The 25,060-nt window shown below is 69.5% G+C and carries 26 protein-coding genes and 1 pseudogene; 7 read left to right on the top strand and 20 right to left on the bottom strand.

Translation table 11 applies throughout. The features are described 5' to 3' along the window. Window positions 1-83: 83 nt before the first annotated feature. Window positions 84-1,751 carry an HNH endonuclease signature motif containing protein gene (locus ACZYYX_RS10060; RefSeq protein WP_463814248.1) on the top strand — a complete coding sequence of 556 codons (1,668 nt, stop codon included), beginning with the start codon at window positions 84-86 and terminating at the stop codon, window positions 1,749-1,751. Here ACZYYX_RS10060 and ACZYYX_RS10055 read toward each other — a convergent pair. The 9 genes from ACZYYX_RS10055 to ACZYYX_RS10015 are packed head-to-tail and all read right to left on the bottom strand — an operon-like array spanning window position 1,748 to window position 9,814. Next, a complete protein-coding gene (locus ACZYYX_RS10055) occupies window positions 1,748-2,188 on the bottom strand; it encodes a nuclear transport factor 2 family protein (protein ID WP_463814247.1) in 441 nt (146 codons plus the stop codon). The genes ACZYYX_RS10060 and ACZYYX_RS10055 overlap by 4 nt on opposite strands. Beyond that, window positions 2,185-3,207: a tRNA (adenosine(37)-N6)-threonylcarbamoyltransferase complex transferase subunit TsaD gene (gene tsaD, locus ACZYYX_RS10050; protein ID WP_463814246.1), complete on the bottom strand. Its 1,023-nt coding sequence runs from the start codon at window positions 3,205-3,207 to the stop codon at window positions 2,185-2,187. The genes ACZYYX_RS10055 and tsaD overlap by 4 nt, the downstream gene beginning before the upstream one ends. Next, window positions 3,204-3,656: a ribosomal protein S18-alanine N-acetyltransferase gene (rimI, locus tag ACZYYX_RS10045; RefSeq protein ID WP_463814245.1), complete on the bottom strand. Its 453-nt coding sequence runs from the start codon at window positions 3,654-3,656 to the stop codon at window positions 3,204-3,206. The genes tsaD and rimI overlap by 4 nt, the downstream gene beginning before the upstream one ends. Next, window positions 3,653-4,279, bottom strand: coding sequence for a tRNA (adenosine(37)-N6)-threonylcarbamoyltransferase complex dimerization subunit type 1 TsaB (gene tsaB, locus ACZYYX_RS10040; RefSeq protein ID WP_463814244.1), 627 nt, complete (start codon window positions 4,277-4,279; stop codon window positions 3,653-3,655). Before tsaB ends, rimI begins: the two co-directional genes overlap by 4 nt. Continuing rightward, complete coding sequence (tsaE, locus tag ACZYYX_RS10035; RefSeq protein WP_463814243.1) at window positions 4,276-4,737, bottom strand: tRNA (adenosine(37)-N6)-threonylcarbamoyltransferase complex ATPase subunit type 1 TsaE; 462 nt, start codon at window positions 4,735-4,737, stop codon at window positions 4,276-4,278. Before tsaE ends, tsaB begins: the two co-directional genes overlap by 4 nt. Further along, window positions 4,730-5,818, bottom strand: coding sequence for an alpha/beta fold hydrolase (locus ACZYYX_RS10030; RefSeq protein WP_463814242.1), 1,089 nt, complete (start codon window positions 5,816-5,818; stop codon window positions 4,730-4,732). The genes tsaE and ACZYYX_RS10030 overlap by 8 nt, the downstream gene beginning before the upstream one ends. Then, window positions 5,815-6,978 carry an alanine racemase gene (gene alr, locus ACZYYX_RS10025; protein ID WP_463814241.1) on the bottom strand — a complete coding sequence of 388 codons (1,164 nt, stop codon included), beginning with the start codon at window positions 6,976-6,978 and terminating at the stop codon, window positions 5,815-5,817. Before alr ends, ACZYYX_RS10030 begins: the two co-directional genes overlap by 4 nt. Window positions 6,979-7,014: 36 nt before the next feature. Further along, window positions 7,015-8,400, bottom strand: a complete 1,386-nt coding sequence (locus tag ACZYYX_RS10020; protein WP_463814240.1) for a glutamate decarboxylase — start codon at window positions 8,398-8,400, stop codon at window positions 7,015-7,017. A 10-nt stretch (window positions 8,401-8,410) separates the two neighbouring features. Next, window positions 8,411-9,814 (bottom strand): NAD(P)H-hydrate dehydratase, encoded by a 1,404-nt coding sequence (locus ACZYYX_RS10015; RefSeq protein WP_463814239.1) that lies wholly within the window; start codon window positions 9,812-9,814, stop codon window positions 8,411-8,413. Window positions 9,815-9,845: 31 nt separating this feature from the next. On the opposite strand from ACZYYX_RS10015, the gene ACZYYX_RS10010 reads away from it, so the two are divergent. Further along, window positions 9,846-10,220 (top strand): nuclear transport factor 2 family protein, encoded by a 375-nt coding sequence (locus ACZYYX_RS10010; protein ID WP_463814238.1) that lies wholly within the window; start codon window positions 9,846-9,848, stop codon window positions 10,218-10,220. Between the two features lie 8 nt (window positions 10,221-10,228). Here the strand turns inward: ACZYYX_RS10010 and ACZYYX_RS10005 are convergent, their stop codons facing one another. Together ACZYYX_RS10005 and glmS are read right to left on the bottom strand one after the other, a co-directional pair. Then, complete coding sequence (locus ACZYYX_RS10005) at window positions 10,229-10,603, bottom strand: STAS domain-containing protein (protein WP_463814237.1); 375 nt, start codon at window positions 10,601-10,603, stop codon at window positions 10,229-10,231. A gap of 242 nt (window positions 10,604-10,845) precedes the next feature. Beyond that, entirely contained in the window at window positions 10,846-12,711 is a 1,866-nt protein-coding gene (gene glmS, locus ACZYYX_RS10000; protein WP_463814236.1) for a glutamine--fructose-6-phosphate transaminase (isomerizing), read from the bottom strand. Between the two features lie 55 nt (window positions 12,712-12,766). Here glmS and ACZYYX_RS09995 point away from each other — a divergent pair, with 55 nt between their 5' ends. Genes ACZYYX_RS09995 through ACZYYX_RS09980 form a run of 4 tightly spaced genes read left to right on the top strand, consistent with a single transcriptional unit; the run spans window position 12,767 to window position 15,907 of the window. Then, a complete protein-coding gene (locus tag ACZYYX_RS09995) occupies window positions 12,767-13,621 on the top strand; it encodes a dienelactone hydrolase family protein (protein WP_463814235.1) in 855 nt (284 codons plus the stop codon). A gap of 19 nt (window positions 13,622-13,640) precedes the next feature. Next, a complete protein-coding gene (locus ACZYYX_RS09990) occupies window positions 13,641-14,678 on the top strand; it encodes an LLM class F420-dependent oxidoreductase (protein WP_463814234.1) in 1,038 nt (345 codons plus the stop codon). Continuing rightward, the gene (locus ACZYYX_RS09985) at window positions 14,675-15,097 is read left to right on the top strand and encodes a PPOX class F420-dependent oxidoreductase (RefSeq protein WP_463814233.1); all 423 of its coding nucleotides are present in this window, start codon (window positions 14,675-14,677) and stop codon (window positions 15,095-15,097) included. The genes ACZYYX_RS09990 and ACZYYX_RS09985 overlap by 4 nt, the downstream gene beginning before the upstream one ends. Before the next feature lie 24 nt (window positions 15,098-15,121). Further along, window positions 15,122-15,907 carry an SDR family oxidoreductase gene (locus tag ACZYYX_RS09980; RefSeq protein WP_463814232.1) on the top strand — a complete coding sequence of 262 codons (786 nt, stop codon included), beginning with the start codon at window positions 15,122-15,124 and terminating at the stop codon, window positions 15,905-15,907. A gap of 1 nt (window position 15,908) precedes the next feature. On the opposite strand, the gene ACZYYX_RS09975 is transcribed toward ACZYYX_RS09980, so the two are convergent. Beyond that, entirely contained in the window at window positions 15,909-16,484 is a 576-nt protein-coding gene (locus ACZYYX_RS09975) for a TetR/AcrR family transcriptional regulator (RefSeq protein WP_463814231.1), read from the bottom strand. 43 nt (window positions 16,485-16,527) lie between these two features. Between ACZYYX_RS09975 and ACZYYX_RS09970 the strand changes: the two genes are divergently transcribed. Beyond that, window positions 16,528-17,667 carry an acyl-CoA dehydrogenase family protein gene (locus ACZYYX_RS09970; RefSeq protein WP_463814230.1) on the top strand — a complete coding sequence of 380 codons (1,140 nt, stop codon included), beginning with the start codon at window positions 16,528-16,530 and terminating at the stop codon, window positions 17,665-17,667. On the opposite strand, the gene ACZYYX_RS09965 is transcribed toward ACZYYX_RS09970, so the two are convergent. From ACZYYX_RS09965 to eutC, 8 genes and pseudogenes are all read right to left on the bottom strand, one after another. Beyond that, on the bottom strand, window positions 17,645-19,006 hold the full coding sequence (locus tag ACZYYX_RS09965) for a hypothetical protein (RefSeq protein ID WP_463814229.1): 1,362 nt from the start codon (window positions 19,004-19,006) through the stop codon (window positions 17,645-17,647). The two genes, ACZYYX_RS09970 and ACZYYX_RS09965, sit on opposite strands and share 23 nt — an antisense overlap. Beyond that, window positions 19,006-19,302: a DUF7162 family protein gene (locus tag ACZYYX_RS09960; protein ID WP_463814228.1), complete on the bottom strand. Its 297-nt coding sequence runs from the start codon at window positions 19,300-19,302 to the stop codon at window positions 19,006-19,008. The genes ACZYYX_RS09965 and ACZYYX_RS09960 overlap by 1 nt, the downstream gene beginning before the upstream one ends. Before the next feature lie 52 nt (window positions 19,303-19,354). Then, a complete protein-coding gene (gene glmM / locus ACZYYX_RS09955) occupies window positions 19,355-20,692 on the bottom strand; it encodes a phosphoglucosamine mutase (RefSeq protein WP_463814227.1) in 1,338 nt (445 codons plus the stop codon). Window positions 20,693-20,807: 115 nt separating this feature from the next. Continuing rightward, window positions 20,808-21,247, bottom strand: a pseudogene (gene rpsI, locus ACZYYX_RS09950) (30S ribosomal protein S9); the annotation flags it as partial. A 48-nt stretch (window positions 21,248-21,295) separates the two neighbouring features. Beyond that, the gene (rplM, locus tag ACZYYX_RS09945) at window positions 21,296-21,739 is read right to left on the bottom strand and encodes a 50S ribosomal protein L13 (RefSeq protein WP_463814225.1); all 444 of its coding nucleotides are present in this window, start codon (window positions 21,737-21,739) and stop codon (window positions 21,296-21,298) included. Between the two features lie 182 nt (window positions 21,740-21,921). Beyond that, entirely contained in the window at window positions 21,922-22,950 is a 1,029-nt protein-coding gene (gene adhP, locus ACZYYX_RS09940; protein ID WP_463814224.1) for an alcohol dehydrogenase AdhP, read from the bottom strand. A 69-nt stretch (window positions 22,951-23,019) separates the two neighbouring features. Continuing rightward, window positions 23,020-24,285, bottom strand: coding sequence for a haloacid dehalogenase-like hydrolase (locus tag ACZYYX_RS09935; protein ID WP_463814223.1), 1,266 nt, complete (start codon window positions 24,283-24,285; stop codon window positions 23,020-23,022). After that, window positions 24,285-25,052, bottom strand: a complete 768-nt coding sequence (eutC, locus tag ACZYYX_RS09930) for an ethanolamine ammonia-lyase subunit EutC (protein WP_463814222.1) — start codon at window positions 25,050-25,052, stop codon at window positions 24,285-24,287. The genes ACZYYX_RS09935 and eutC overlap by 1 nt, the downstream gene beginning before the upstream one ends. Window positions 25,053-25,060 lie beyond the last annotated feature (8 nt).

Here is a 25,060-nt window from a genome sequence, read left to right as displayed (position 1 = left end):
GGATTCATCCACAGCCCGCTAGCTATCCACAGGCTGGGTTTTTGCTGCGCCCGCCCGGGCCGCCTGTCGGTAAATTAGTACATGTGTTCGAACTAACTCGGGTGGGTGAGGCGGATCTGGTCGATGTGATGACCAGTTCCGCGGCCGCCGCTGCGCGCGCTGAGGCGATCAAGCTCGCCGCGATCGCTGAGTTGTGGCGTCGGCGGCGCCGCCCCGAGCGGGAGCGGTGGGTGTGCTCGGACTGGGACGCCACCGCCGCCGAGATCGGTGCCGCGTTGACCATCAGCCCCGGGCGGGCATCGGTGCAGATGGACCTGGCGCTGACACTGCGCGACCGTCTCCCCCGCCTGGGAGCACTGTTGGCCGACGGGCAGGTGACGATGGATGTGGTCACCACGATCGTGTCCCGCACCGCGCTGGTCCTCGACCCGGCTACTTTGGCGCGGCTCGACGGACACTTCGTCGACGCAGCCACCGGGTGGGGCGTGTTGTCGCAGAAGAAGCTCGAGGCCGCCATCGATGTGTGGATCGAGACCTACGACCCCGATGCGGTCCGGCGGGTGCGCGACCGGTCTCGGGATCGCTCGTTCACCATCGGCGATCGCCACGACGCGGCCGGCATCACCAGCGTGTACGGGCAGCTGGCCGCCTCGGACGCCGCGCTGCTGGCAACGCGGTTGGCGATGATGATCGCCGCGGTGTGCGAGTTCGACCCCCGGACCCTGGATCAAAAGCGCGCGGACTCGCTCGGTGCGATCGCCGCGGGGTCGATGGTGTTGGCCTGCCGCTGCGGCCGCCCCGACTGTGCGGCCGCGCAGATCGACGACGGCCGCGCATCCAGCATCACGGTTACGGTGATCGCCGACCAGGCCGCCCTCGATGCCGAGCCCGACCCTGCGCTGCACGGCGAAGCACCCCAGCCCGCCTATACGCCGCGCAACACCACACCCGCCGAGCCTGAGCCGGCGGGGCCTGAGCAATGCGCTGAGACCGTCGTCGAAGATGGCGACAGCACTGTCGCGGAAGTGGATGCGGTGACGGGGCCTGTCGGCTCTGCACAACCCGCGGAGCCTGAGCCCATCGCGAAACCACCTCGCCGCGCGGCGCTGATCGTCGGCCCCGGCGGCGGCATCGTGCCCGCGCCGCTGCTGGCCGAACTGATCGCCCACGGCGCCACCGTGAGCGTCATCGATCCCGACTGCGGAGCTACCGAGGGTTACCGACCCTCAGCGGCCCTGGACCGGTTCGTGCGTTCGCGTGATCTGACCTGCCGCTTCCCCGGCTGCGACCGACCCGCCACCCACGCGGACATCGACCACACCATCCCCTACCCCATCGGGGCCACCCACCCGGCTAACACCAAATGTTATTGCCGCGCACATCATCTCGTGAAAACGTTCTGGGAGGGCTGGACCGAACGCCAAACCCCCGACGGGCGGCTGCATCTGACCAGCCCGACCGGCCACACCTACACCACCACACCTCTGTCGGCGCTGCTGTTCCCATCCTGGAACACCCGCACCGGACCACCACCCGCGCCCACCGCCACCTCGCAGCGACCCGCCCCGGGCCGCCACCTCAAGATGCCCACCCGCGCCCGCAGCCGCAGGCAGAACCGCGCCGCCTACGTCGCCCGCGAACGCGAACTCAACCAACGCGAACGCATACACGGACGTACCAAACATGCTTCACCGCAACACAACTGGGATGCAGACTTCACCCCGCACGGCGACGACCCGCCGCCGTTCTAGCGGAGTTGGCTGGGGTCCATCAGCAGGTGGTCGGACACGTCGCCGATCATCTCGACGTCGACCGTGCGCTCGGTGAAGTACCAGCCGCCGTGGTCGCGGGCGAAGGTGTCCGCATACCGACCGACGACGATCGGTTGCAGCGCGACGGAATCCGTCTGCTGCACCACACAGAAGGTGGACCGGGCAGCCGCAGTATCGCCGGTGACATCGACGATCGGATTGAGAACGAGATGGCGGGTCCGCGGGGTGTTTCCGTGATCGGGGAAGCGGCGGGTCGTGGCGGCGAACAGAGCCGCGATCGCCTCACTGCCCGCGACACCCATGAAGTTGCCTCGACCCAACAACTGACCGACACCGTCGAAGTCACCGGCGTCGATCAATTCGGCATAGCGGTAGAGCAATTCGGTGACGGCCGACGAGTCGGCCCACCCGCTCATGCGACCTGCCCCCGTACCACCGGCAGGCCCGGATCGCTCGCGACGCCAAGCGGTGACGGCTCGGCACCGGCCGCAATCAGGTGCGCCGCGAACGACGCGATCATCGCCCCGTTGTCCGTGCACAACCGCGGCCGCGGCACCCGCAGCGTCAGACCGGCCGCCGCGCAACGCTCCTCGGCCAGCTCCCGCAGACGCGAGTTCGCTGCCACGCCACCGGCGATCAACAGCGTCGACACACCCAGCTCGCCAGCCGCGCGCACCGCCTTCGCCGTCAGCACGTCCGCGACCGCCTCCTGGAAGCCCGCCGCGATGTCGGCCTGCGAGGCCTCCGGATGACTCTCCACGTAGCGCGCGACCGCGGTCTTGAGGCCCGAGAAGCTGAACGCATACCGGTCATCGCGTGGGCCGGTCATGCCGCGAGGAAAGACGATCGCGTCGGGATCACCCTCGCGCGCCAGTTCATCGAGCACCCTGCCACCCGGGTATCCCAGGCCCAGCAGTCGCGCCACTTTGTCGTAGGCCTCCCCCGCCGCATCGTCGACCGTCGAGCCCAGCTCCACGATCGGCTCACCGAGCGACCGCACGTGCAGGAGATTCGTGTGCCCGCCGGACACCAGCAGGCCGATGCTCTCCGGCAGCGGCCCGTGATCGAAGACATCGGCGGCCAGATGCCCTCCGAGATGGTTCACGGCGTAGAACGGCACCTGCCATGCCGCCGCATACGCTTTGGCCGCGGCCACTCCCACCAGCAGCGCACCCGCCAATCCCGGGCCGATCGTCGCCGCCACCACGTCCGGCCGATCGAGCCCGGCCCTCTCGAGTGCGCGTCGCATCGTCGGCCCCAGCGCCTCCAGGTGCGCCCGGGACGCGATCTCGGGAACCACTCCACCGAAGCGGGCGTGCTCGTCGACGCTGGAGGCGACCTCGTCGGCCAGCAGCGTCACCGTCCCGTCGTCGTCCAATTGCGCGATACCGACACCGGTCTCGTCACACGAACTCTCGATCGCCAAGATGATCATCGCGGCTCCCGCTTCATCGAATAGGCGTCGGCGCCGCTGACGCGGTAGTACCGCTTGCGCAGCCCGATCCTCGCGAATCCCTCGCTCTCGTAGAGCTTGATCGCGGCTTCGTTGTCGGTGCGCACCTCCAGGAAGATCGCCCCTCCATCGGCGTACTCGACCAGCCTGCGCAACATCTCCCTGCCGATGCCCTGGCCCTGATAGGTGGGATCGACGGCGATGGTGTGCACCTCGTACTCGAACGGCTTGCAGCGCCCCAGCCGCGCGATGCCTGCATATCCCACCAGCTTGTCGTCGGCCCGCGCCGCCACGTAATGGTTGTGCTTGGCCGCGATCTCGGCCAGAAAGGCGCGTTCGGGCCACGGATCGTCCCCGTCGAACACCTGCGCCTCGAGTTCCGCGCACCGCGCCGCGTCCGCGGCCATCAGCGTCGCGTACTGCACGTTCATCGCTTCACCGCCGACGGTTTCGCATCGGGTCTGCGCAGATACAGCGGCACCAGCGGCTCCGGCTCCGCGTCCCAATCCGCCACCGCCGCAACCAGACCCGCCACCGACGGCGACACCGGCGCGAGCCTCGGGAGCTCGAACAGCGCCGCGTGCTCGGGTGAACCGGCCACCGCAGCCGCGTCGGCCGGCACGTCGGCCGCAGCGTTGACCGCGGGACCGTCCATCCGCACCCCGTCGCGATACCGCGCCCAGTACACCTCACGTCGGCGCGCATCCGTGACGACGAGCACCTCCCCCGTCGTTCCCGCGGCGATGGCATCCAGGCTGCACACTCCGTGCACGACGACGCCGAGCGCATGGCCGAACGCCGCCGCGGTCGCCATACCCACTCGCAACCCCGTGAACGGTCCCGGCCCGCACCCGACCACCACGGCATCCAGTGCGCTCACCTCGACGGCGGCGTCCGCCAGTGCCCCGACGATGTTGGGCGTCAACGTTTCTGCATGCGCGCGGGGGTCGACCGTCACACGTTCGGCGAGCACCTCGATTCCGGCGCCAAGCCGCACCACTCCCGCCGTCACCGCGGGGGTGGCTGTGTCGACGGCGAGCACCAGCCTGCTCATGGCGTGCACCACTGCCAGATGGCAGTGCGCTCGTCACTGTCCGAGGTTCGCTCGAGCCGAATGTCGAGGTGCCGCTCCGACAACCGCTCGGCCACCCCTTCGCCCCATTCCACGACGACGACCGCGTCGTCGAGATCGGTGTCGAGGTCCAGCGAATCGAGTTCGGCGAGCAGATCCACCGAGCTCTCGTCCAGCAACCGGTACAGATCGACGTGCACCATCGCCGCCGCCCCCGGCCGACGCGGCCGGTGCACCCGAGCCAGCACGAACGTCGGCGACAACACCGGACCCTCGACGTCCATACCCTCGGCGATTCCCTTGGCCAGCACTGTCTTTCCCGCACCGAGCGGACCTGAGAGCACCACCAGGTCGCCTGCGCGCAGCCCACGCCCCAGTTCTACACCAAATGCCAGCGTGTCCTGCGCGCTGGCCAGTTGCTGTACCCCCGAGTCAGCCATTGCTGCGCACCCGATCGCGCACCCGACGGGTGATCGCCACCAGCTTTGACGGTGTCGACCTCTCGACCAACCTCACCAGGGCCTCGTCGATGATCTCGGGCTGCTCCAACTGCACCAGATGTCCTGCGCCACCGACGATCACCAATTCCGACTTCGGCAGCGCCTCCGCCATCTCCCGCGACGACTCGGCAGGCGTCAACAGATCCCGGTCTCCGCACGCGATCAGCGTCGGCACCTTCCGCAGCGTCTCCAGGCCCGCAGTCTCGTCGTGCACTTCCAGCGCGTGCAGGAATTCGACGAGCGTGGTGATCGCGGTGTCGTGCATCATCCTCTCGGAGAACGCCGCCACGCTGGGGCTGATCTTCTCGTCACCGTATGACGCCGCCCGCAGGATCGGCCCGATGACCGACCGTGCGCTGCCACGGAAGCGGTGCACTGTCTTGGGTGCATAGCGGGCGGCAAACTGAACCGCCTCCAGCGCAGGGTTTTTCAGGATCTCACCGAGGGGCGATCGTGACACCCCTTTGGCGGCGGAGGCGATGATCGCCGCGCCGACGATACGGCTCGGGTAACGCTGCGGGTACTGGCGGGCGTGGGAGAGCACCGTCATCCCGCCCATCGAGTGCCCGACGAGCACCACAGGCCCGCGCGGTGCCATGACCGCCAGCACGCTCTCGAGGTCCTGGCCCAGCTGTTCGACCGTGTAGGTGTCCGGCGGCGCCTCGCCGGATTGTCCGTGGCCTCGCTGGTCGTAGAACACCATGCGCACCTGCGCGCCCCACTGCTCGCTCAGACGGGCCCGCTGAAAGTGGAAGGAGCCCATGCGAAGACAGAAGCCGTGCGCGAACACGACCGTCAGTGGCGCATCTGTCGGCCCGACCTCACGCACCGCCAGCGGTACCCCGTCCGGGGTGGTGACGACCGTGCTGCGGTCGGCGTCGAGCAGTTCGAAATCCTCGTCCCGGTACGGATCGTCGTCCGTCACCCGGCGGCGCAGCGAGCGCGCCGCGGTGACTCCCGCCGCCGAGCCGACCGCGACGATCCCCGCCGCTCCCGCCAGCCACCCGGCACGGGGGCTCAACGTGCACCGCCCCGGTAGGCCCGGGTGATCCGGCCGCGCGGGCTGGTGACCACCTCGTAGTTGATGGTGCTCAGCAGGTCCGCCCAGTCTTGCGCCGTCGGCTCACCTTGGGTGCCCGGACCGAACAGGATCGCCTCGTCGCCCTCGGTCACGCCGACCGGCCCCGGCCCCAGGTCCACCACGAACTGATCCATGCAGATGCGCCCCACGTTCGGGTAGCGACGGCCGTTGATCTGCACGGAGATCTTGTTGCTCAGCAGGCGGAACACCCCGTCGGCGTATCCGGCGGGGATCAGCGCGACCGTCGTATCGGCCTCGGCGATCCACGTGTGGCCGTAGGAGACACCGTCACCGGCGCGTACAGAGCGCACCATGGCGACCGGGCACGTCAGCGTCATCGCCGGCCGCAGCCCCATGTCGCCCCGCTCCGGGATCGGTGTCTGGCCGTAGACCGCGATGCCCGGCCGGACCATGTCGAAGGCCAGATCGGGCCGCGTCAGCGCCGCCGGGGAGTTGCTCAGGTGCACGACCTCGAACTGCACCCCGGCCTCGCGCGCCGCCAAAGCCATGTCGGTGAGCCGCTGCGCCTGCACGCTGTTGAACGGGTGGCCGGGGTTGTCGCCGTGGGCGAGGTGTGACATCAGACCGCGTACCCGCACCGCGCCGTCGGAGGCGGCATTGCGCAGTGCGGTGACAACGGCCGGATAGTCGGCCGCCGCGACACCGTTGCGGCTCAGCCCGGTGTCGGCCTTGATCGTCACGGTCGCGGCGCGACCGGTCCGCCGGGTCGCCGACAGCACCTCCTCGACCTGCCGCACCGACGAGACCGCGACCTCGACGTCGGCCGACAGTGCCGGCGCGAAGTCCATGCCGGGCGAGTGCAGCCAGGCGAGCACCGGCGCCGTGATGCCGTCGCGACGCAGGGCCAGCGCCTCGTCGACGGTCGCGACGCCCAGCTGGGCTGCGCCCGCGGCCAGCGCCGCCCGCCCGACGGCGGTGGCGCCGTGGCCGTAGCCGTCAGCCTTGACGACGGCCATGACTGCGGCCGTGCCTGCGCGTTCGCGCAGCACGGAGATGTTGTGCGCGATGGCGTCGAGATCGACAGTCGCCGTCGGCACGTGCTGGGTCGTGTGCTGGGTCGTGTTCAGTGCGTTGATCACCGCCCCCGATTGTCCCAGGCCGCCGTCGGACGCGGGTCAGTGGGCGAAGTGCGCCTCGTCCGAGAACCCGCCCACCCCGGTCTTGTCGAGCTTGCCGAGCACCTCGACAATGTCGTCGCGCAGCGCGCGGGCCAGGTTCGCCGAGAAGCCCTCCCGCACCACGATGCGCAGCACCGCGACGTCGGTGGCGTTGTCGGGCATCGTGTAGGCCGGTACCTGCCAGCCGTAGCTGCGCAGCAGCGCCGACACGTCGAACACCGTGTATTTGGTGCCTTCGACCAGGGTGAACGCCACGACGGGGATCGCCGATCCGTCAGAGATGACCTCGAAGACATCCATCCCCGCCAACTCCCGCGCCAGCCACTGCGCGGTGTCGGACAGGCAGTGCATCACCGTGGTGTAGCCGTCGCGGCCCAGCCGCAGGAAGTTGTAGTACTGCCCGACGACCTGGTTGCCGGGCCGGGAGAAGTTCAGCGTGAACGTCGGCATGTCCCCGCCGAGGTAGTTGACCCGGAACACGAGTTCCTCGGGCAGGTGGTCGGCGTTGCGCCACACCACGAACCCGATGCCGGGATAGGTCAGTCCGTACTTGTGCCCGCTGACGTTGATCGACACCACCCGCGGCAGCCGGAAGTCCCACACCAGGTCGGGGTGCACGAACGGCACCACGAAGCCGCCGCTGGCCGCGTCGACGTGCACCGGGATGTCGAGTCCCTTGTCGGACGCGAGTGTGTCCAGGGCGGCGCAGATGTCGCCGACGGGCTCCAGCTCGCCGGTGAACGTGGTGCCCAGGATCGCCACGACACCGATCGTGTTCTCGTCGACGTTGTCGAGCACCTGCTCCGGGGTGATCACGTAGCGGCCGTGCTCCATCGGAAGGTAGCGCGCCTCGACGTCGAAGTAGCGGCAGAACTTCTCCCACACCACCTGGACGTTGGAGCCCATCACCAGATTCGGTGTGCGGCCCTTCCAGTCCTGCCCTGCCGCCTCCAGCTTCTGCCGCCACCGCCACTTGAGCGCCAGGCCGGCGAGCATCACCGCCTCGCTGGAGCCGACCGTCGACACACCGATCGCGCTGGACGGGTCGTCGTCGCGCAGGTTCTCGGCGTGGAACAGGTCGGCCACCATGCACACGCAGCGCTGCTCGATCGCGGCCGTGACCGGGTACTCGTCCTTGTCGATCATGTTCTTGTCGAACGTCTCCGACATCAGCTGCCCGGCTTCGGGATCCATCCACGTGGTGACGAACGTGGCGAGGTTGAGCCGTGAGCTGCCGTCGAGCATCAGCTCGTCGTGGATGAAGCGGTAGGTCTGGTCGGGCTCCATCGACTCGTCGGGCAGGCGTAGGGCCGGGATCGGTGAGGTGGACAGGCGGCCGCAGTACGCGGGGGTCAGCGAGGAGTGGCGCGACATGTTGGGCATGTGGTCCTTTCTAGAGGATCGAGCCGAGTGCCGTTCGCAGATGCGCCAGGATGCGCGCGGCCGACGTCGGCGCCGGCGCCGGTCCGGGATCGTGTGCCGCGAGGTCGGCGGCGCGCGCGTGCACGAATGCCGCTGCCGCGGCGGCGTCGGCGGGCGGCAGACCGGCGGCGAGCAGCGCCCCGATGACCCCGGACAGCACGTCGCCCGACCCGGCGGTCGCAGCCCACGCCTGACCCGCCACGTTGAGGTACACCGGGCCGCCCGGCTCCGCGACAACGGTCACGTTGCCTTTGAGCAGGACGGTGGCGCCGAGCCGGTCGGCGAGCCCGCGGGCGGCCGCGATGCGGTCCTCCCCAGGCGGCCCGCCGGCCAGCCGGGCGAACTCGCCGGCGTGCGGGGTCAACACTGTCGGGGCGTCTCGGCCGTCGATCAGGTCGGGATGGGCGGCAAGGATGGTCAGGCCGTCGGCGTCGACGAGGACCGGCAGGTCGGTGTCCAACGCGAAGGCCAGCGCGGCCTCGCCGTCGGAGTCGGTGCCCAGCCCCGGGCCGACGACCCATGCCTGCACGCGCCCCGCGCGTCGGACATCCTTCGTGGCGATCACCTCGGGCCAATGCGAAACCACGTCGGCTGCAGCGGTTCCCGCGTAACGCACCATGCCGGAGTGTGCGGCAACGGCAGCGCCGGTGCACAGGATCGCCGCGCCCGGATACGTCGCGGAGCCGGCCATCACGCCGGTCACACCCTGGGTGTACTTATCGTCGCTGCGGCCGGGCACCGGCCAGCGGGCAGCGACATCGGCGGCCTCGAATCCCCGGATGTCGCTGGGCGGCAGGTCGAGACCGATGTCGACGAGTTCGACACGGCCGCACGGTCCGAGCGCGTGCACGGGCTTGAGGCCACCGAACGTCACCGTCACCGTCGCGCTGACATGCGGCCCGTCAGCCGCACCGGTCGCGACGTCGACCCCGCTGGGGACGTCGACGGCGACCACAGGCGCGTCGGTTCCGGCGAACACGTCCGCGGCGGCCGGCCGCAGCGGACCGGTGGCTCCAATGCCCACCACTCCGTCGATCACGAGATCAGTTGCCGCCGGTACTTTTTCGACGATCCGACCGCCCGCCTTGCGAAACGCGGCCAGTGCCGCAGCATGGACCCGCGAGGGGTCGAGCAGGACCGCTGAGACACCCGCGCCACGACGGCGCAGGAACGTGGCGGCCCACAGCGCGTCACCGCCGTTGTCCCCGGAACCGACCACGGCGCAGACGGTCTTGCCCGACACCGTGCCCAGCTGGCGGATGATCGCGGTGGCCAGACCGAACGCGGCCCTGCGCATCAGCACACCGTCGGGCAGCGCCTCGAGCAGTGGCGCTTCGGCGTCGCGGATCTGCTGGGCGGAGTAGTAGTGCCACATCGGAACAACGGTACGTGGGTACCCGCCCGCCATGACTGATTCCTCTGTGCGCGAGCAGTTGCTCGCACTCGAACATGGCGGCTGGCGGTCACTCTGCGAGGGCACCGGCGACCGCTTCTACGGCGACGTGATGACCGAGGACGCGCTGATGGTGCTGGCCAACGGCGCGGTGATGGATCGGGCGACGGTGGTCTCGGCGCTGGGCCAGTCACCGCCGTGGGCGCGTTACGCGATCGACGACGTCCGGGTGATCACGATTGCGCCCGACGCCGCGGCGCTGGTGTACATGGGGACGGGCTGGCGAGACGGCGCTGACCAACCGTTCGTCGGCGCCATGTCCTCGGTGTACCACCGCACCGGCGACGGCTGGAAGCTCGCGCTGTATCAGCAGACGATCCGCCAATAGGGCTGCTACTACTGAGCTTTCGTGCCGCTCAGCGCGTCGGGCAGCGTCGGATAGAGGTCGATGATCTCGTCGATGTTCATCATGCGCAGCGGCCGGGCAGTCGCCGGCCCGTCGGCGACGACGCGCAGCGAGATGCCGGCGCGATCGGTGAGACGGTGGGTCTCGACCAGCATGCTGATGCCCGCCGACGACAAGAAGCCCACCTTCGTGATGTCGACGACCAGCATCGTCAGGTCGCCGGCCAGTGCCACGTCGAGATGCGTGCCCAACGTGGGAGCGGTCAGTACGTCGAGATCACCCTCGACGTGCAGCACCACCGTCGCGCCGTCGCGCTGCGGACGGACCACGAAGCGGCCGCGGTGTTGTTCGTGCACGTTCATCATGTGCCCCCGAGGGTCGGACAGACACCAGGCACAGCCATGGCGACCGTGCGTGTCCGTGTTTCGTGCGGCAGTGGGCCGCAGTGACGGGGAATTCCGTCGTACACCGGGCGCGTGGCACCGGCGGCCGCTGCTTGCAGAACGGCTGTTACTCGTTTATCGGCCCCGGGGAGGGCAGCGTTAACAGAGTGGCCTTAATTCTTCCTTAAATTGACGGAAGAGTCACAATCGTGCTGGTCAGAAGGTTACTCGACGGTAACCGACTTGGCGAGGTTGCGGGGCTTGTCGACGTCGTAGCCGCGAGCCTGGGCCACTCCGGCGGAGAACAGCTGCATCGGGATCGTGGACAGCAGCGGTTGCATCAGCGTGGAGACGGCCGGGATCTCGATGAGATGGTCGGCGTACGGCGCCACGGTGTCGTCGCCCTCCTCGGCGATGACGATCGTGATCGCGCCGCGCGCCTGGATCTCCCGGATGTTGGACAACAGCTTGGCGTGCAGCGTGGCCGCGTTCTTCGGCGAGGGCATCACCACGATGACCGGCAGATCGTCCTCGATCAGCGCGATCGGCCCGTGCTTGAGCTCGCCGGCGGCGAACCCCTCGGCGTGCATGTAGGCCAGCTCTTTGAGTTTGAGCGCACCCTCGAGCGCCACCGGGTAGCCGACGTGGCGGCCCAGGAACAGCACCGTCTGCGCCGACGCGAACTGGGTGGCCAGCGCCGTGACCGGGGCACTGGTGGCCAGCACCCGCGAGATCAGTTCGGGCATGGCCTCCAGGTCGCGGTACTCGCGGGCCACCTCGTCGGGATACTTGGTGCCGCGGGCCTGGGCCAGCGCGAGGCCCACGAGGTAGTTGGCCGCGATCTGGGCCAGGAACGTCTTGGTCGAGGCGACGCCGACCTCCGGGCCTGCGCGGGTGTAGAGCACCGCGTCGCACTCACGCGGGATCTGGCTGCCGTTGGTGTTGCACACCGCGAGCACCTTGGCCTTCTGGTCCTTGGCGTGGCGCACGGCCTCGAGCGTGTCGGCGGTCTCCCCGGACTGTGAGATCGCCACGACGAGGGTATGGCTGTCGAGCACCGGATCGCGGTAGCGGAACTCGCTGGCCAGCTCGACCTCGACGGGTAGCCGGGTCCAGTGCTCGATCGCGTACTTCGCCAGCAGCCCGGAGTGGTAAGCGGTGCCGCAGGCCACCACGAACACCTTGTCGACGTCGCGCAGCTCCTGATCGGAGAGGCGCTGCTCGTCGAGCACGATGCGGTTGTCGGCGAAATGGCCCAGCAGCGTGTCCGACACCGCGGCGGGCTGCTCGGCGATCTCCTTGAGCATGAAGTAGTCGTAGCCGCCCTTCTCGGCGGCCGAGGTGTCCCAGTCGATGTGGAAGGCCCGGTAATCCTGGGTGTCGCGGCCCTCGAAGTCGGTGATCCGGTACCCGTCCGCGGTCACCACGACGGCCTGGTCCTGCCCCAGCTCGACCGCATCGCGGGTGTGCTCGATGAACGCCGCGACATCGGAGCCGACGAACATCTCCCCGTCGCCGACCCCGACCACCAACGGCGTGGACCGGCGGGCCGCCACGATCGTGCCCGGATCGTCGGCGTGGGCGAACACCAACGTGAAGTGGCCCTCCAACCGGCGCAGCACGGCCAGCACCGACGCCGGGAAATCACCGGCCTGGGAGCCCGACTCGTACTCGCGCGCCACCAGATGCACCGTCACCTCGGTGTCGGTGTCGCTGGCGAACTCGACCCCGGCAGCCTCCAACTCGGCGCGCAGCGCGGCGAAGTTCTCGATGATGCCGTTGTGCACGACTGCGACCTTGCCGCGGGCGTCGAGGTGCGGGTGGGCGTTGCGGTCCGTCGGCCGGCCGTGCGTGGCCCAGCGGGTGTGCCCCAGCCCCGTCGAGCCGACCAGATCGTCGCTGCCCTGCTCGTCGAGCGCGGCCTCCAGATTGGCGAGCCGGCCCGCCTTGCGCTGCACGGTCATCCCGCCGCGTCCGTCGAGCAACGCCACTCCAGAGGAGTCGTACCCGCGGTACTCCATCCGGCGCAGCGCGTCGACGACGATGCCGCAGGCGGGACGTTGCCCCACGTAGCCGACGATTCCGCACATAGCCAACCAGGGTACGGCAGACGACGCGGACCGCCGGGTGGGATACGGTCGTCGGGTGGCCAGCACGAAGAAGCTCTTCACCGCGTTGACCCGCCGCGGGCCGCACAAGGTTCTGTGCGGTGACCTGGCCTTTGCCGGTCTGCCCGGCATCGTCTACACGCCGGCGAGTGGCACGAACCTACCCGGCGTGGCGTTCGGCCACGACTGGATCACATCTGCCCATCGCTACCGCGGAACACTGGAGCACCTCGCTTCGTGGGGCATCGTCGCGGCCGCACCCAACACCGAGACGTCGCTGGCGCCGTCGGTGCTCAGCCTGGCCTACGACCTCGGCACCACGCTGGACATCATCGCCGGCGTGCGGCTGGGGGGCGGCGACATCAGCGTGCATCCGGGCAAACTCGGCGTCGCCGGCCACGGGTTCGGCGCATCGGCCGCGGTGTTCGCCGCGGCGGGGATGCCGACGAAGCTCAAGGCCGTCGTCGCCGCGTATCCCCTGATCAGCAGCCCACCCGCCGAGAAGCCCGCCGCGGGACTGAAGGTGCCTGGGCTGATCCTCGCCGATCCTGGCGACCCGATGACCCTGCGCTCCAATGCTGTCGAGCTGGCCCGCGCCTGGAAGCCGGCGACGCTGCGGTCCACGTCGAAGACGAAGGCCGGCGGGCTGGTCGAGGGCAGACGCCTCGCGACCGCCGTCGGGTTGCCGGGCGCCGACAAGGGCACCCAGCGGATCGTTCGGGCCCTGATGACGGGTTATCTCCTGCACATGTTGGCCAACGAGAAGGACAAGGGGCCGTACAAGGCCTTCGCCGATCCCGAGGGCGCGCTGCCGAAGACCGAGATCATGGACCCGTTCTCCGACGATCCAGTGGATCTGGAGAACAAGGTGGTTGCGCTCCTCAAGCCGTGAGCATGTGAGTATCTAGGCCATGCGCACGGGCATCTTTCTCAACTACGCGGGTGGGTTCCTCGAGGCGGTCGACGAGGTCGTCGAACTCGAGAAGATCGGTATCGGCATCGCGCTCGTGCCCGAGGCCTACTCCTACGACGCGATCAGCCAACTGGGTTTCCTCGCCGCGCGCACGTCGCGGATCGAGCTCGGTACCGGCGTGGTGCCGATCTACACCCGTACCCCGGCCCTGATGGCGATGACAGCCGCCGGCCTGGACTACGTCTCCGACGGCAGGTTCCGCCTCGGCCTGGGCACCTCGGGCCCCCAGGTGGTCGAAGGATTCCACGGCGTGCCATTCGACGCGCCGCTCGGACGCACCCGCGAGGTCGTCGAGATCTGCCGGCAGGTGTGGCGCCGCGAGCGCCTCACCTACGAGGGCAAGCACTACCAGATCCCCCTGCCGGCAGACCGCGGCACCGGGTTGGGCAAACCGCTGAAGATCATCAATCAGCCTGTGCGTGAACGCATTCCGATCACCATCGCAGCACTTGGTCCGAAGAACGTGGAGCTGACCGCGGAGATCGCGGAAGGCTGGCAGCCGGTCTTCTTCTATCCGGAGAAGGCCGACGACGTCTGGGGTGAGGCACTGCGGGCCGGCGCGACACGGCGCGATCCGGAACTGGGTCCGCTCGACGTGATGGTCAGTGCCAGCCTGGCGATCGGTGACGACGTCGAGGACCGATTGGCTTGGGCCAAGCCACAATTGGCGCTCTACATCGGCGGGATGGGCGCACGCGGCAAGAACTTCTATCACAACCTCGCGACGCGCTACGGCTTCGGTGAGGTGGCCGATCACATCCAGGATCTTTACCTGGCCGGCAAGAAGGCCGAGGCGATCGACGCGGTGCCCGACGAGCTGGTGCGCAAGGTGTCGCTGGTGGGACCGCGCGGCTTCGTGGCCGAGCGGATCGCGGCGTTCGCCGAGGCCGGCGTCACCACGCTGCTGGTGCATCCACTCTCCGGTGATCGACGCGAGTCCGTGGCCTTCGTGGAGCAATTACAGTCGCTGCTATGACCGAACTCACCGACGACGTCATCGCGTTCCTGTCCGACGGCACCCGTACCGCGAAACTGGGGTACGTCGCTGCCGATGGCCGGCCGCTGGTCGCGCCGGTGTGGTTCGTCGTCGACGACGGGCAACTCGTCTTCAACACCGGCAAGGACACCGCCAAAGGCCGCGCTCTGGCGCGCGACCCCCGCGTGGTGATCTGCTGCGACGACGATCGACCCCCGTTCTCTTTCGTCCAGGTGCAAGGCACCGCCGCAACCAGCGAGGACCTCGACGAGGTGCGCGCCTTCGCGACCCGAATCGGTGGCCGGTACATGGGCGCCGACCGCGCCGAGGAGTTCGGCCGACGCAACGGTGTACCGGGCGAACTGTTGGTCCGCGTCACCCCGACGAAAGTTCTGAAGGCGTTCGACCTGGCCAACTGACCGCGCTCTGGCAGAGTGCCCGGCATGCGCATCGACCTGACCGACAAGATCGCCGTCGTCACCGGAGCGAGCAAGGGCATCGGACTCGCCATCAGCGAGGGACTCACCGGCGCCGGCGCCTTCGTCGTCGCAGGTGCCCGCACGAACAGTCCCGGACTCGAAGCGCTCGAAGCGGCAGGCGTGGCGAGGTTCGTCGCCGCGGATCTGTCCACCGCGGACGGCCCGAAGACCCTCGTCGCCGCTGCCGCGGAACGCGGGGGTGTCGACATCCTGGTCAACAACGCCGGGGCCGTCACCCCGCGATTCGCCGGTTCGCAGTCCGTCACCGACGACGACTGGACCGCCGCCTGGTCGCTGAACTTCCTGTCGGCCGTCCGCACGACGCGCGAAGCCATCCCCCTTCTGCTGGCGCGCGGTGGTGGCGCGATCGTGATGATCGGCTCGGTCAACGCGACGCTGCCCGAATGGAACATCATCGACTACAGCGCCACCAAGGCGGCGATGGCCAACTACGCGAAGAGCCTGTCGAAAGAGTTCGGGCCCAAGGGCATTCGCGTCAACACCATCAGCCCCGGGCCGGTCGCCACCGACCTGTGGCTGGCCGACGACGGCGTCGCCGCCCAATTCGCTTCCGCCAGTGGCGGTTCCGCCGATCAGGTGGTGGACGCGGTCGCCGCAGGCGCAGCCACAGGACGATTCACCACCCCGCAGGAGGTGGCAGACCTCACCGTGTTCCTGGCCGGTGATCGCGCCACCAACATCACCGGCGCCGACGTCCGCATCGACGGGGGTTACGTCACCACGATCTGAGTCACGCCTGGATCCCGCCGGTGAGGATCGCCGCCAACTCCCGGTAGGCCGCCGCGTCGTCGAGCCCGGTGCGCTCGCGCACCGCCCGCTGCTGGATGCCCACCATCATCGTCGCGACGAGTTCGGCGGCGAACGCGGCATGCACGTCGCGGAACTCGCCGGCCGCCACCCCGGCCGCGATCAGCTCCTGGACCCGCTGTGCCGCGATGCGGATGTTCTGCTCGTAGATGGCCCGCGCCGGGGCGAACGCGTCGAGATCGGCCATGAACCGATCCGACGCCGGATCCAGTTCCTCGCCCACCGCCTGCAGATAGGCGGTCACGCGCTCGCGAGCGCCGTCCGCGGCGGCGACACGGTGTTCCACCGATTCGGTCGCCGTGCGGAAGAAATGCACGGTGGCAGCCGTGACCAGCTGCTCCTTGCTCGCCGCCAGGGTGTAGAGCGTGGACTTGGAGCATCGCAGCCGCGTCGCGATCTCATCGAGCGTCAGATGCGCGAAACCCTCCGCCAAGAACAGACCGACCAGCGCATCGAAGAGCTCGGTGCGCCGCCGGGTGGCGAATGCAGGCGTGGTCACAGGTCAATAGTACTGCAGAGTGTCCTGTAGTACTGTTCGACGTATGCCTGTGGATCGCCTGCTGCCCACCGACGAGGCGCACGAACTCATCGAGCTCGCCCGGACCATCGCCGACAAGGTGCTCGACCCGGTCGTCGACAAGCACGAGAAGGACGAGACCTACCCCGACGGCGTGTTCGCGACGCTCGGGGAAGCGGGGCTGCTGAGCCTGCCGTACCCCGAGGAGTGGGGCGGCGGCGGTCAGCCCTACGAGGTCTACCTGCAGGTGCTCGAAGAACTCGCGGCGCGGTGGGCGACAGTGGCTGTCGCGGTCAGCGTGCACGGTCTGTCCTGCCATCCTCTGATGACCTTCGGCACCGACGAGCAGCGATCGCGGTGGCTACCTGACATGCTCGGCGGTTCGCTCATCGGCGCGTACAGCCTCTCCGAACCGCAGGCGGGCTCGGACGCCGCCGCGCTCACCTGTCGGGCAGCCGCTGCGGACGGCGGCTACCGCATCACCGGCGAGAAGGCGTGGATCACCCACGGCGGAGTCGCCGACTTCTACACGCTGTTCGCTCGCACCGGCGAAGGCTCGCAGGGGATCTCGTGCTTCCTGGTGCCTGGCGACCTCGACGGCCTGACCTTCGGCCGACCCGAGGAGAAGATGGGCCTGCACGCAGTACCCACCACCGCGGCCTACTACGACGGGGCGTTCGTCGATGCGCAGCGACGGATCGGCGCCGAAGGCCAGGGTCTGCAGATCGCGTTCAGCGCACTGGATGCCGGGCGACTCGGCATCGCGGCCGTAGCCGTCGGGCTGGCGCAGGCGGCACTCGATGCGGCGGTCGGCTACAGCCAGGAGCGAACGACGTTCGGCCGCAAGATCATCGACCACCAGGGACTCGCGTTCCTGCTGGCCGACATGGCCGCCGCGGTCGACTCCGCGCGAGCCACCTACATCGATGCGGCTCGACGCCGCGACGCCGGGCTGGCCTATTCGCGACAGGCGTCGGTCGCCAAGCTGGCCGCCACCGACGCGGCGATGAAGGTCACCACCGATGCCGTGCAGGTGTTCGGCGGTGCCGGCTACACACGCGACTATCGGGTCGAGCGGTTCATGCGCGAAGCGAAGATCACGCAGATCTTCGAGGGCACCAACCAGATTCAGCGCCTGGTGATCAGCCGCCACCTGGCTCGGTAACAGGCGGCGGGCCGACCTGCGGGACCTCGTCGGCGGCGATCTCGCAGGGCGTGCGCTCCTCGACCGGCGGTGGGGCCAGCGGTTCGGCAGGTGGCGGCGGTGGCGTGGGCGCCGGTGGTGCGACGGCCTCGGGCTCCGGTTCCGCCGGGATCGGTTCGGCGACTGGCTCGTCCGCGGCGGGCTCGCCTTGGGCCGGATCTTCTGCGGCGGGCTCCTCTTCCTCGGATTCGTCGTCCTCGGGCTCCTCCTCCTCGAGTTCGTGGTCCTCGTCGTCGGGTTCAGGCGGCTCGGGTGGCTCGAGGTCGTCGAGGGGATTGATCGCAGGGTCGGATGCGCTACCGCCCAGCAGCCCGCTCAACGCGTCGGCAAAACGCTGCCCCACCGCCGGCATCGCTGCCCCGCCCCCACCCATATCTGGCAGCGGCGCCGCGGCCGGTGCAACGGGCGCCGGGGCGGGCGGCGATGCGAATGCCGGTGGCGCCGACGCTGCTGGTTGCGCGGGCGCTGCGGGTGGCGCTGTCCAGGCCGCCGGCGCCGTCGGTGCGGGCGCGGCGGGCGCGGTGGGCGCCGCGGGCGCGGTGGGCGCCGCGGGCGCGGTGGGCGCGGTGGGCGCTGCAGCTGAGAACGACGGCGCCGGCGCACTCGGCCCGAGCGCACCCGGGATCTCGAATTCAGCGAGCGGGCGTGCGCTGATCTCGGCGGTGGCGGTGCGATACGCCTCGGCGACGGCGGCACCCGCGCCTTGCACGGCCGTCAGCCATTCCGCCCCGATTCGGTTCTGCACGAACGGCTTGACTTCGGCGTCGACCAGCTCGGCGGCAGCGACTCGATCCCCCACACCCGAGGTGACGGTCGTGGCGGCGGCCAGCCACTGCTCGCGTGCCGCACCGACGTCGGATTCGACAGCGATGGTGGTCTCGACCTTGGAATCGACCGCGCGCCAGAGTTCCTCGAGCGTGCGGCGCAACGCCGCTGCGGCAGAGGCCAAAGCGTCGGCGACCACCGCTGACGCCGCATCGTGGCGGTGAAGGTACTCCTGCGCCGCCTGCGCACCCGACCCCTGCCAGGCACCCGCCAGCACGCCGGCCTGATCATCCTGGATGGCCAGCGCCTCCCGCGTCGCCCGCACCGCCGCGTCGACAGAGGCACAATCGCGTTGCAGGACAACGAGATCCATGCCCTCTTCGGTGCCGTACCAGTCACGCACCTGCGCTGGATGCAGCGTCAGATCGGAGTCGGTGAACCCCACCTGGTGGGACGCCCACACGTACGCCGACATCGCCTCGACCGAGGGTAGGCCCTGCGCCAACCGGCCGGACACGTCGAACGTCTCGGCCACTACCCCACCCGTCCGGCCGCGCGCTCGTCGGCCTCGACGTACCTCTCGACCGAGACCTCCATGGCCGCCGCGATCTCACCGGCCGCCCGGGACCACGACGACACCGAGGTCGTCAGGTCGCGCAGCGCGGACTGCAATGACTCACCGTGGGCGACATATGCCCGCCCGGCCGTCGACCCACCAAAGGTCACGTGAGACAGATGTTCTCCCACAGCTCGACCGATGATCTCACCGGCTCGCTCGTACTCCCTCGCGACGGCGCGCAGCGCACCCACGTCGACGCCTGTACTCCCCATACTTCATTGGACGCACGGGGCGACGCCACGGTTCCCCGCCGATCGACGACCGTTACGACTCCGCGCTGACCGACTGCGCGACCTTCGCCGCGAGCTGGCGTGCGGTGTCTTCGTCGGCGGCTTCCACCATCACCCGCACCACCTGCTCGGTTCCCGAGGGGCGAAGGAGGATTCGACCGGTGTCGCCGAGCTCGGCCTCGACCTCGGCGACGGTGTCGCGCACCGAGGGCGCATCGGCGACCGTCGCCTTGTCGGCCACGGCCACGTTGATCAGCACCTGCGGCAGCGTCTGCATCGGCGCCGCGAGGTCGGCCAGGGTGCGGCCGGTCTGCGCCATCCGGGCCATCAGCAGCAGCCCGGTCACGATGCCGTCTCCTGTGGTCCCGAACGCCGGAAGCACGACGTGCCCGGACTGCTCCCCGCCCAGGGCGTACGCCCCGGCGCGGAGTTCCTCGAGGACGTACCGGTCTCCCACCCCGGTGGTGCGCACCTCGATGCCGGCCTCGCGCATCGCCAGGTGCAGGCCCATGTTGCTCATGACCGTCGCGACCAGCGTGTTGCGTGTCAGCTCGGCCGACTCCTGCATGGCCAGCGCCAGCACCACCATGATCGCGTCACCGTCGATGACACGCCCGTGCGCGTCGACGGCCAGGCAACGATCAGCGTCACCGTCGTGGGCCAGACCCACATCCGCGCCGTAGGACACCACGGCTGAGCGCAACGAATCCATGTGGGTGCTGCCGCAGCCGTCGTTGATGTTCAACCCGTCAGGGTCGGCATGGATCGGGATCACGTTCGCGCCCGCGGCGCGGTAGGCGAGCGGGGCGGCGACCGAAGCCGCCCCGTGCGCACAGTCGACGACCACGGTCAGTCCGTCGAGTCGGGTCCGCGCCGCCGTCTCGACATGCCCCACGTAGCGCTCGAGAGCATCCTGGGCGTCGAGCACGCGGCCGACCCCGGCCCCGGTGGGCCGGTCGCCGGGACCCTGACGGACCAGTTCCTCGATGCGGTCCTCGGCGTCGTCGTCGAGTTTGTGACCACCGGGACCGAAGATCTTGATGCCGTTGTCGGGCATCGGATTGTGGGAGGCGGAGATCATCACGCCGAAGTCGGCGTCATAGGCACGGGTCAGGTAGGCGACCGCGGGGGTCGGCAGCACGCCGACGCGAAGCGCGTCGACACCCTCGCTGGTCACGCCGGCGATCACCGCCGCCTCGAGCATCTCGCCGCTGGCGCGGGGATCGCGGCCCACCACGGCCAGCCGCCGGCCGGCGGAGCCCGTTCTGGTCAACCGACGGGCCGCCGCCGCCCCCAGCGCCAGCGCCAGCTCGGCCGTCAGATCCTGATTGGCGACGCCGCGCACTCCATCGGTGCCGAACAGTCGAGCCATGGTGACAACCTCTCACACGAGTCTTCGAGCACCCTAATGCCCGGGTATCGCTCACAGGACAAAGACAGACGCCCGGCCGCTCCGAAGAGCAACCGGGCGTCTGTGAACGGACTGATCAGCGCTTGCTGTACTGAGGCGCCTTGCGGGCCTTCTTCAGACCGTACTTCTTGCGCTCGATGGCGCGCGGGTCACGGGTGAGGAAGCCGGCCTTCTTGAGCGCGGGACGATCCTCGGGCTGAACGATGATGAGCGCCCGGGCGATGGCCAGACGCAGCGCGCCGGCCTGGCCCGAGGGGCCTCCACCATCGAGGTGGGCGTAGATGTCGAAGTGCTCCACCCGGTCGACGGTCACCAGCGGCGCCTTGATGAGCTGCTGGTGCACCTTGTTCGGGAAGTAGTTCTCCAGCGTGCGGCCGTCCAGGTGGAACTGGCCGGTGCCGGGCACCAGGCGGACGCGGACGACCGCTTCCTTGCGGCGGCCGACGGTCTGGATCGGACGGTCGATGACGACGGGCTCGCGCGGAGCGGCCTCGGACTCGACGGAGGTCTCGGTGCCTGAGGCTTCCACGGGCTCGACGGTCTCGGTCGTGTACTCGGGTTCGGTCACTGGGCCACCTGCTTGATCTCGAACGGAATCGGCTGCTGCGCGGCGTGCGGATGGTTCGGGCCGGCGTACACCTTCAGCTTCTTCTGCACCTGACGGCTGAGCTTGGTGTGCGGCAGCATGCCGACGATCGCGTTCTCCACGACCCGGGTGGGGTGCTTGAGCAGCAGTTCGCCGATGGCGCGCTTGCGCAGGCCGCCGGGATACCCCGAGTGCCGGTAGGCGAACTTCTTGGTCAGTTTGTCGCCGCTGATGGCGACCTTGTCGGCGTTGATGACGATGACGAAGTCACCGCCGTCGACATTGGGCGTGAACGTCGGCTTGTGCTTGCCGCGCAGCAGCTTGGCTGCTTCGACGGCGAGCCGGCCGAGTACCACGTCCTGGGCGTCGATGACGTACCACGAACGTGTGGTGTCACCCGCCTTCGGCGTGTACGTAGACACAGCGCTACCTCTGCTTCTCTCTCGGGTGGATCCCGGGGGTTCCGGGTGCCGGTCAGGCGTACGCTCTCGCATTCACGCTCACACCTGCCTCGGCGACCGACGGAGACCCGAGGTACACGACAAGCGCAGCGCACGCCAACGAGGCAGCCTACCGGGGCGTGTCCCCGCAGGTCAAAACGCCCTCATCGGTAGTCGATGACCACCCGGCCGTCGATGCGCCCCTGCTCCATGCGGGCGAACACGTCGTTGATCTCGTCGAGCGTCGCGGTGTGCACGGTCGGGTGGATCAGACCCCGGGCGAAGAAGTCGATGGCCTCGACCATGTCCTGGCGCGTTCCGACGATGGAACCCCGAATCGTGAGCCCCTTGAGCACGATGTCGAAGATCGACGCGGGAAAGTCACCGGGCGGCAGACCGACGAACACGATCGTGCCCCCGCGGCGCGCCAGGCCGATCGCCTGACCGAACGCTTCCGGATGCACCGCGGTGACCAGGACGCCGTGCGCGCCACCGGTGGCCTTCTGCACCTCGGCGACGACATCGGCGGTGCGGGCGTTGACGACGACCTCCGCGCCCAGCCGCGTGGCCAGGTCGAGTTTGGTGTCGTCGACGTCGATGGCGACGACCCGCAGCCCCATCGCGATCGCATACTGCACGGCGACGTGTCCGAGCCCGCCGATCCCGGAGATCGCCACCCACTGCCCCGGCCTGGTGTCGGTCACCTTCAGCGCCTTGTAGACGGTCACGCCGGCACACAGGATCGGCGCCACCTCCACCGGGTCGACACCGTCGGGGATCCGCGCCGCGTACGCCGCGTCGACCAGCATGTAGGACCCGAAGCTGCCGTCGACTGTGTAGCCGCCGTTGCGCTGGTGTTCGCACAGCGTCTCCCATCCGGTGCGGCAGTACTCGCAGCGACCGCACGCCGACCACAGCCACGCGTTGCCGACCTTGTCCCCCACCTTCAGGTCGTCCACACCGTTGCCGACCGCCACCACGGTGCCGTACCCCTCATGGCCCGGAACGAACGGCGGCGTCGGCTTCACAGGCCAATCACCCTGTGCGGCATGCAGATCGGTGTGACAGACCCCGGATGTCTCGAGCTTCACCAGAGCCTGCCCGTCGTCGGGCTTGGGCAGGTCGAGTTCGTCGATCGTCAGCGGAGAACCCAGCTGGTGGACAACGGCGGCGCGCATCGTGTTCTCGGTCATGACTCCATCCCACTGCGGGAAAGAGATGCACGACAGGGACTTAGGCCCTCACCCCAGCGCCGTCCGACCTCAGAACACCCGGTCGACCTGATCGGGGACGAGACTTCCGTCTGCCCGATGCAGCGGCCCGTCCCCGCCGCCGGGTTCGACGTAGCCCTCGGTGGCGCAGGCGTAGGGCTCGGCCTGACCCTCGGGCTCGATGAACATCGGGTTGACGATCCAGCGACTGTCGGCGTCGTCGTAGGCCCGGCACATCAGCTCGGTCTTGTTGCGGTTGATCGCCAGGCGCAGGGCGGTCGCGTCGGAGAGGAAGCTGACGTCGGTGTCGGAGTCCCCCGCCCCGAACGCGGCCCGGTGCGGCGGGGCGGCAACGTCGTAGGCGGCCGGGCCTGTGATGCCGAAGACCTGCTCGTTGACGCGGCAGCGCTTGCCGTCGATGTAGGGGATGGAGACCGATCCGCCACACGGCACCAACCGGGAGGTGACGACATCGCCGTCGCGCTCGGTGCGCACACCCATCACCTTGTCGGCCGGGATGCCGAGATCGGCCGCCCACACCCGGACCACGGGCTCGGCTGAGGCCGAGATGATGCGCACGTCGAAACCGTTGGCCTGCAACGCCCCGATGAGGTCACGCATCTGCGGGTAGTAGCGCACCCAGCCCGTCTGCTCGGTGCTACCCACCTTCTGCTCGGTGTCCTCGGGCGCGGCCAGGTTCTCCTGCCGGGCCTGCTCGGCGAACCCGACGAGCACCGGCTCCGGCCACCCCGCCAGCAGCTGCGCGGCCCACGCGTACGCGGGTTCCATCCGGCGCGCGTCGAAGCCGGCGAAGGCCGGTTCTTTCGTGGTGGTCTCCGCGTCGCCGTAGATCGACACCAGCTCGTCGGCGCACGCCACGTCCGTGTCGGTGGGCAACGTCTGACCGGGGACCCCGGCCGCGCACGCCCGTGACAACGCCCCGACGGCGGCCGGGGTGAGGTACGGGCTGGTGGTGGCCCAGTCCGCGGGGGCGCGCAGCTTGCCGTTGCGCACCATCCAGAAGAAGGTGGCGTCCCCGATGTCGTTCTTGACGACGGTGTTGTCCCAGTCGAACAGCGCCAACGGGGCCCCGGCCGCCACGTCGCCCGATCCGCCGCACGTGCCCAGCTCGGCCATCATCGCGTCGATGCGCGCGCGGTTGTCGCCGTACCAGCCGGGGTCGGCGGCCAGCATCCGGCAGGCCGGCGCCGCGGAGGCCTGCGGGATCTCGGCGACGGATCCCGTGAAGGCCAGCGTCGCGGTGGCTGCGGCGGACAGGGCGATCCTGCCGATGCGGCGGAACATGGTGTCTCCCATCAGGTCAGGGCGCTGGTGTCGGGCGCGCCGAGGGCCCGCGAGGTGTCCTTCAGGTCGACGCCGGAGCGGCCGAGTTCGACCGCGCCGCGGACGAGGCCGGCGGCGATGCGCGCGGCCTCGGCGTACCCCAACCCGCCGGGCGGGTGGATGTTCGAGATGCAGTTGCGGTCCGCGTCAGTGCCACCGACCCGCGGCAGATGCGTCAGGTAGATCCCCAGACTGTCCACCACGCTCAGGCCGGGCCGCTCCCCGATGATGACCAGCACCGTACGGACCCCGGCGGCCACAGCGATGTGATCGCCCAGCGCCACCCGGGCCTGCGTCGCGATGACCGGCGGCGCCAGTGTGTGCTGCGGCGCGAGCTGCGCGACGAGCGCGGCCAGCAGCTTCGGTCCGTGCAGCCCCAGCGCCGTCGGGGACAGGCCGTCGGCGAGGACGACACCGATGTCGGCACCTGTGCGGGGCACGTGCGCGACGTCTGCGGGCAGACGGCCGAGGTCGGGCCGGCGTAGATACTCCGCCCGGGAGGTGGCGCGGCTGGACACCACCGCGGGCTCGCCGATGCCGACGTCGCGCACCTGGGCGACGACAGTGTCGACATCGAGCGGGTGGTGCACAGCATCGCGAGCCGCGGCATGCGCCGCGGCGAGCTCGAGGACATCCCGGCTGGGCAACGCGTTCCCCGCACGCCCCAACCCGATCCGCGCCTGCGTCGTGCTCCGCAACTCGTTCCAGAATGCTTGGGCGGCAACCTGATCCGATGTCATGGGCGAAC

The sequence above is a fragment of the Mycobacterium sp. IDUB_1 genome (assembly GCF_055419625.1).
Note: the sequence above shows the minus strand (reverse complement) of the source record. Positions and strands in the feature narration are given on the sequence as shown.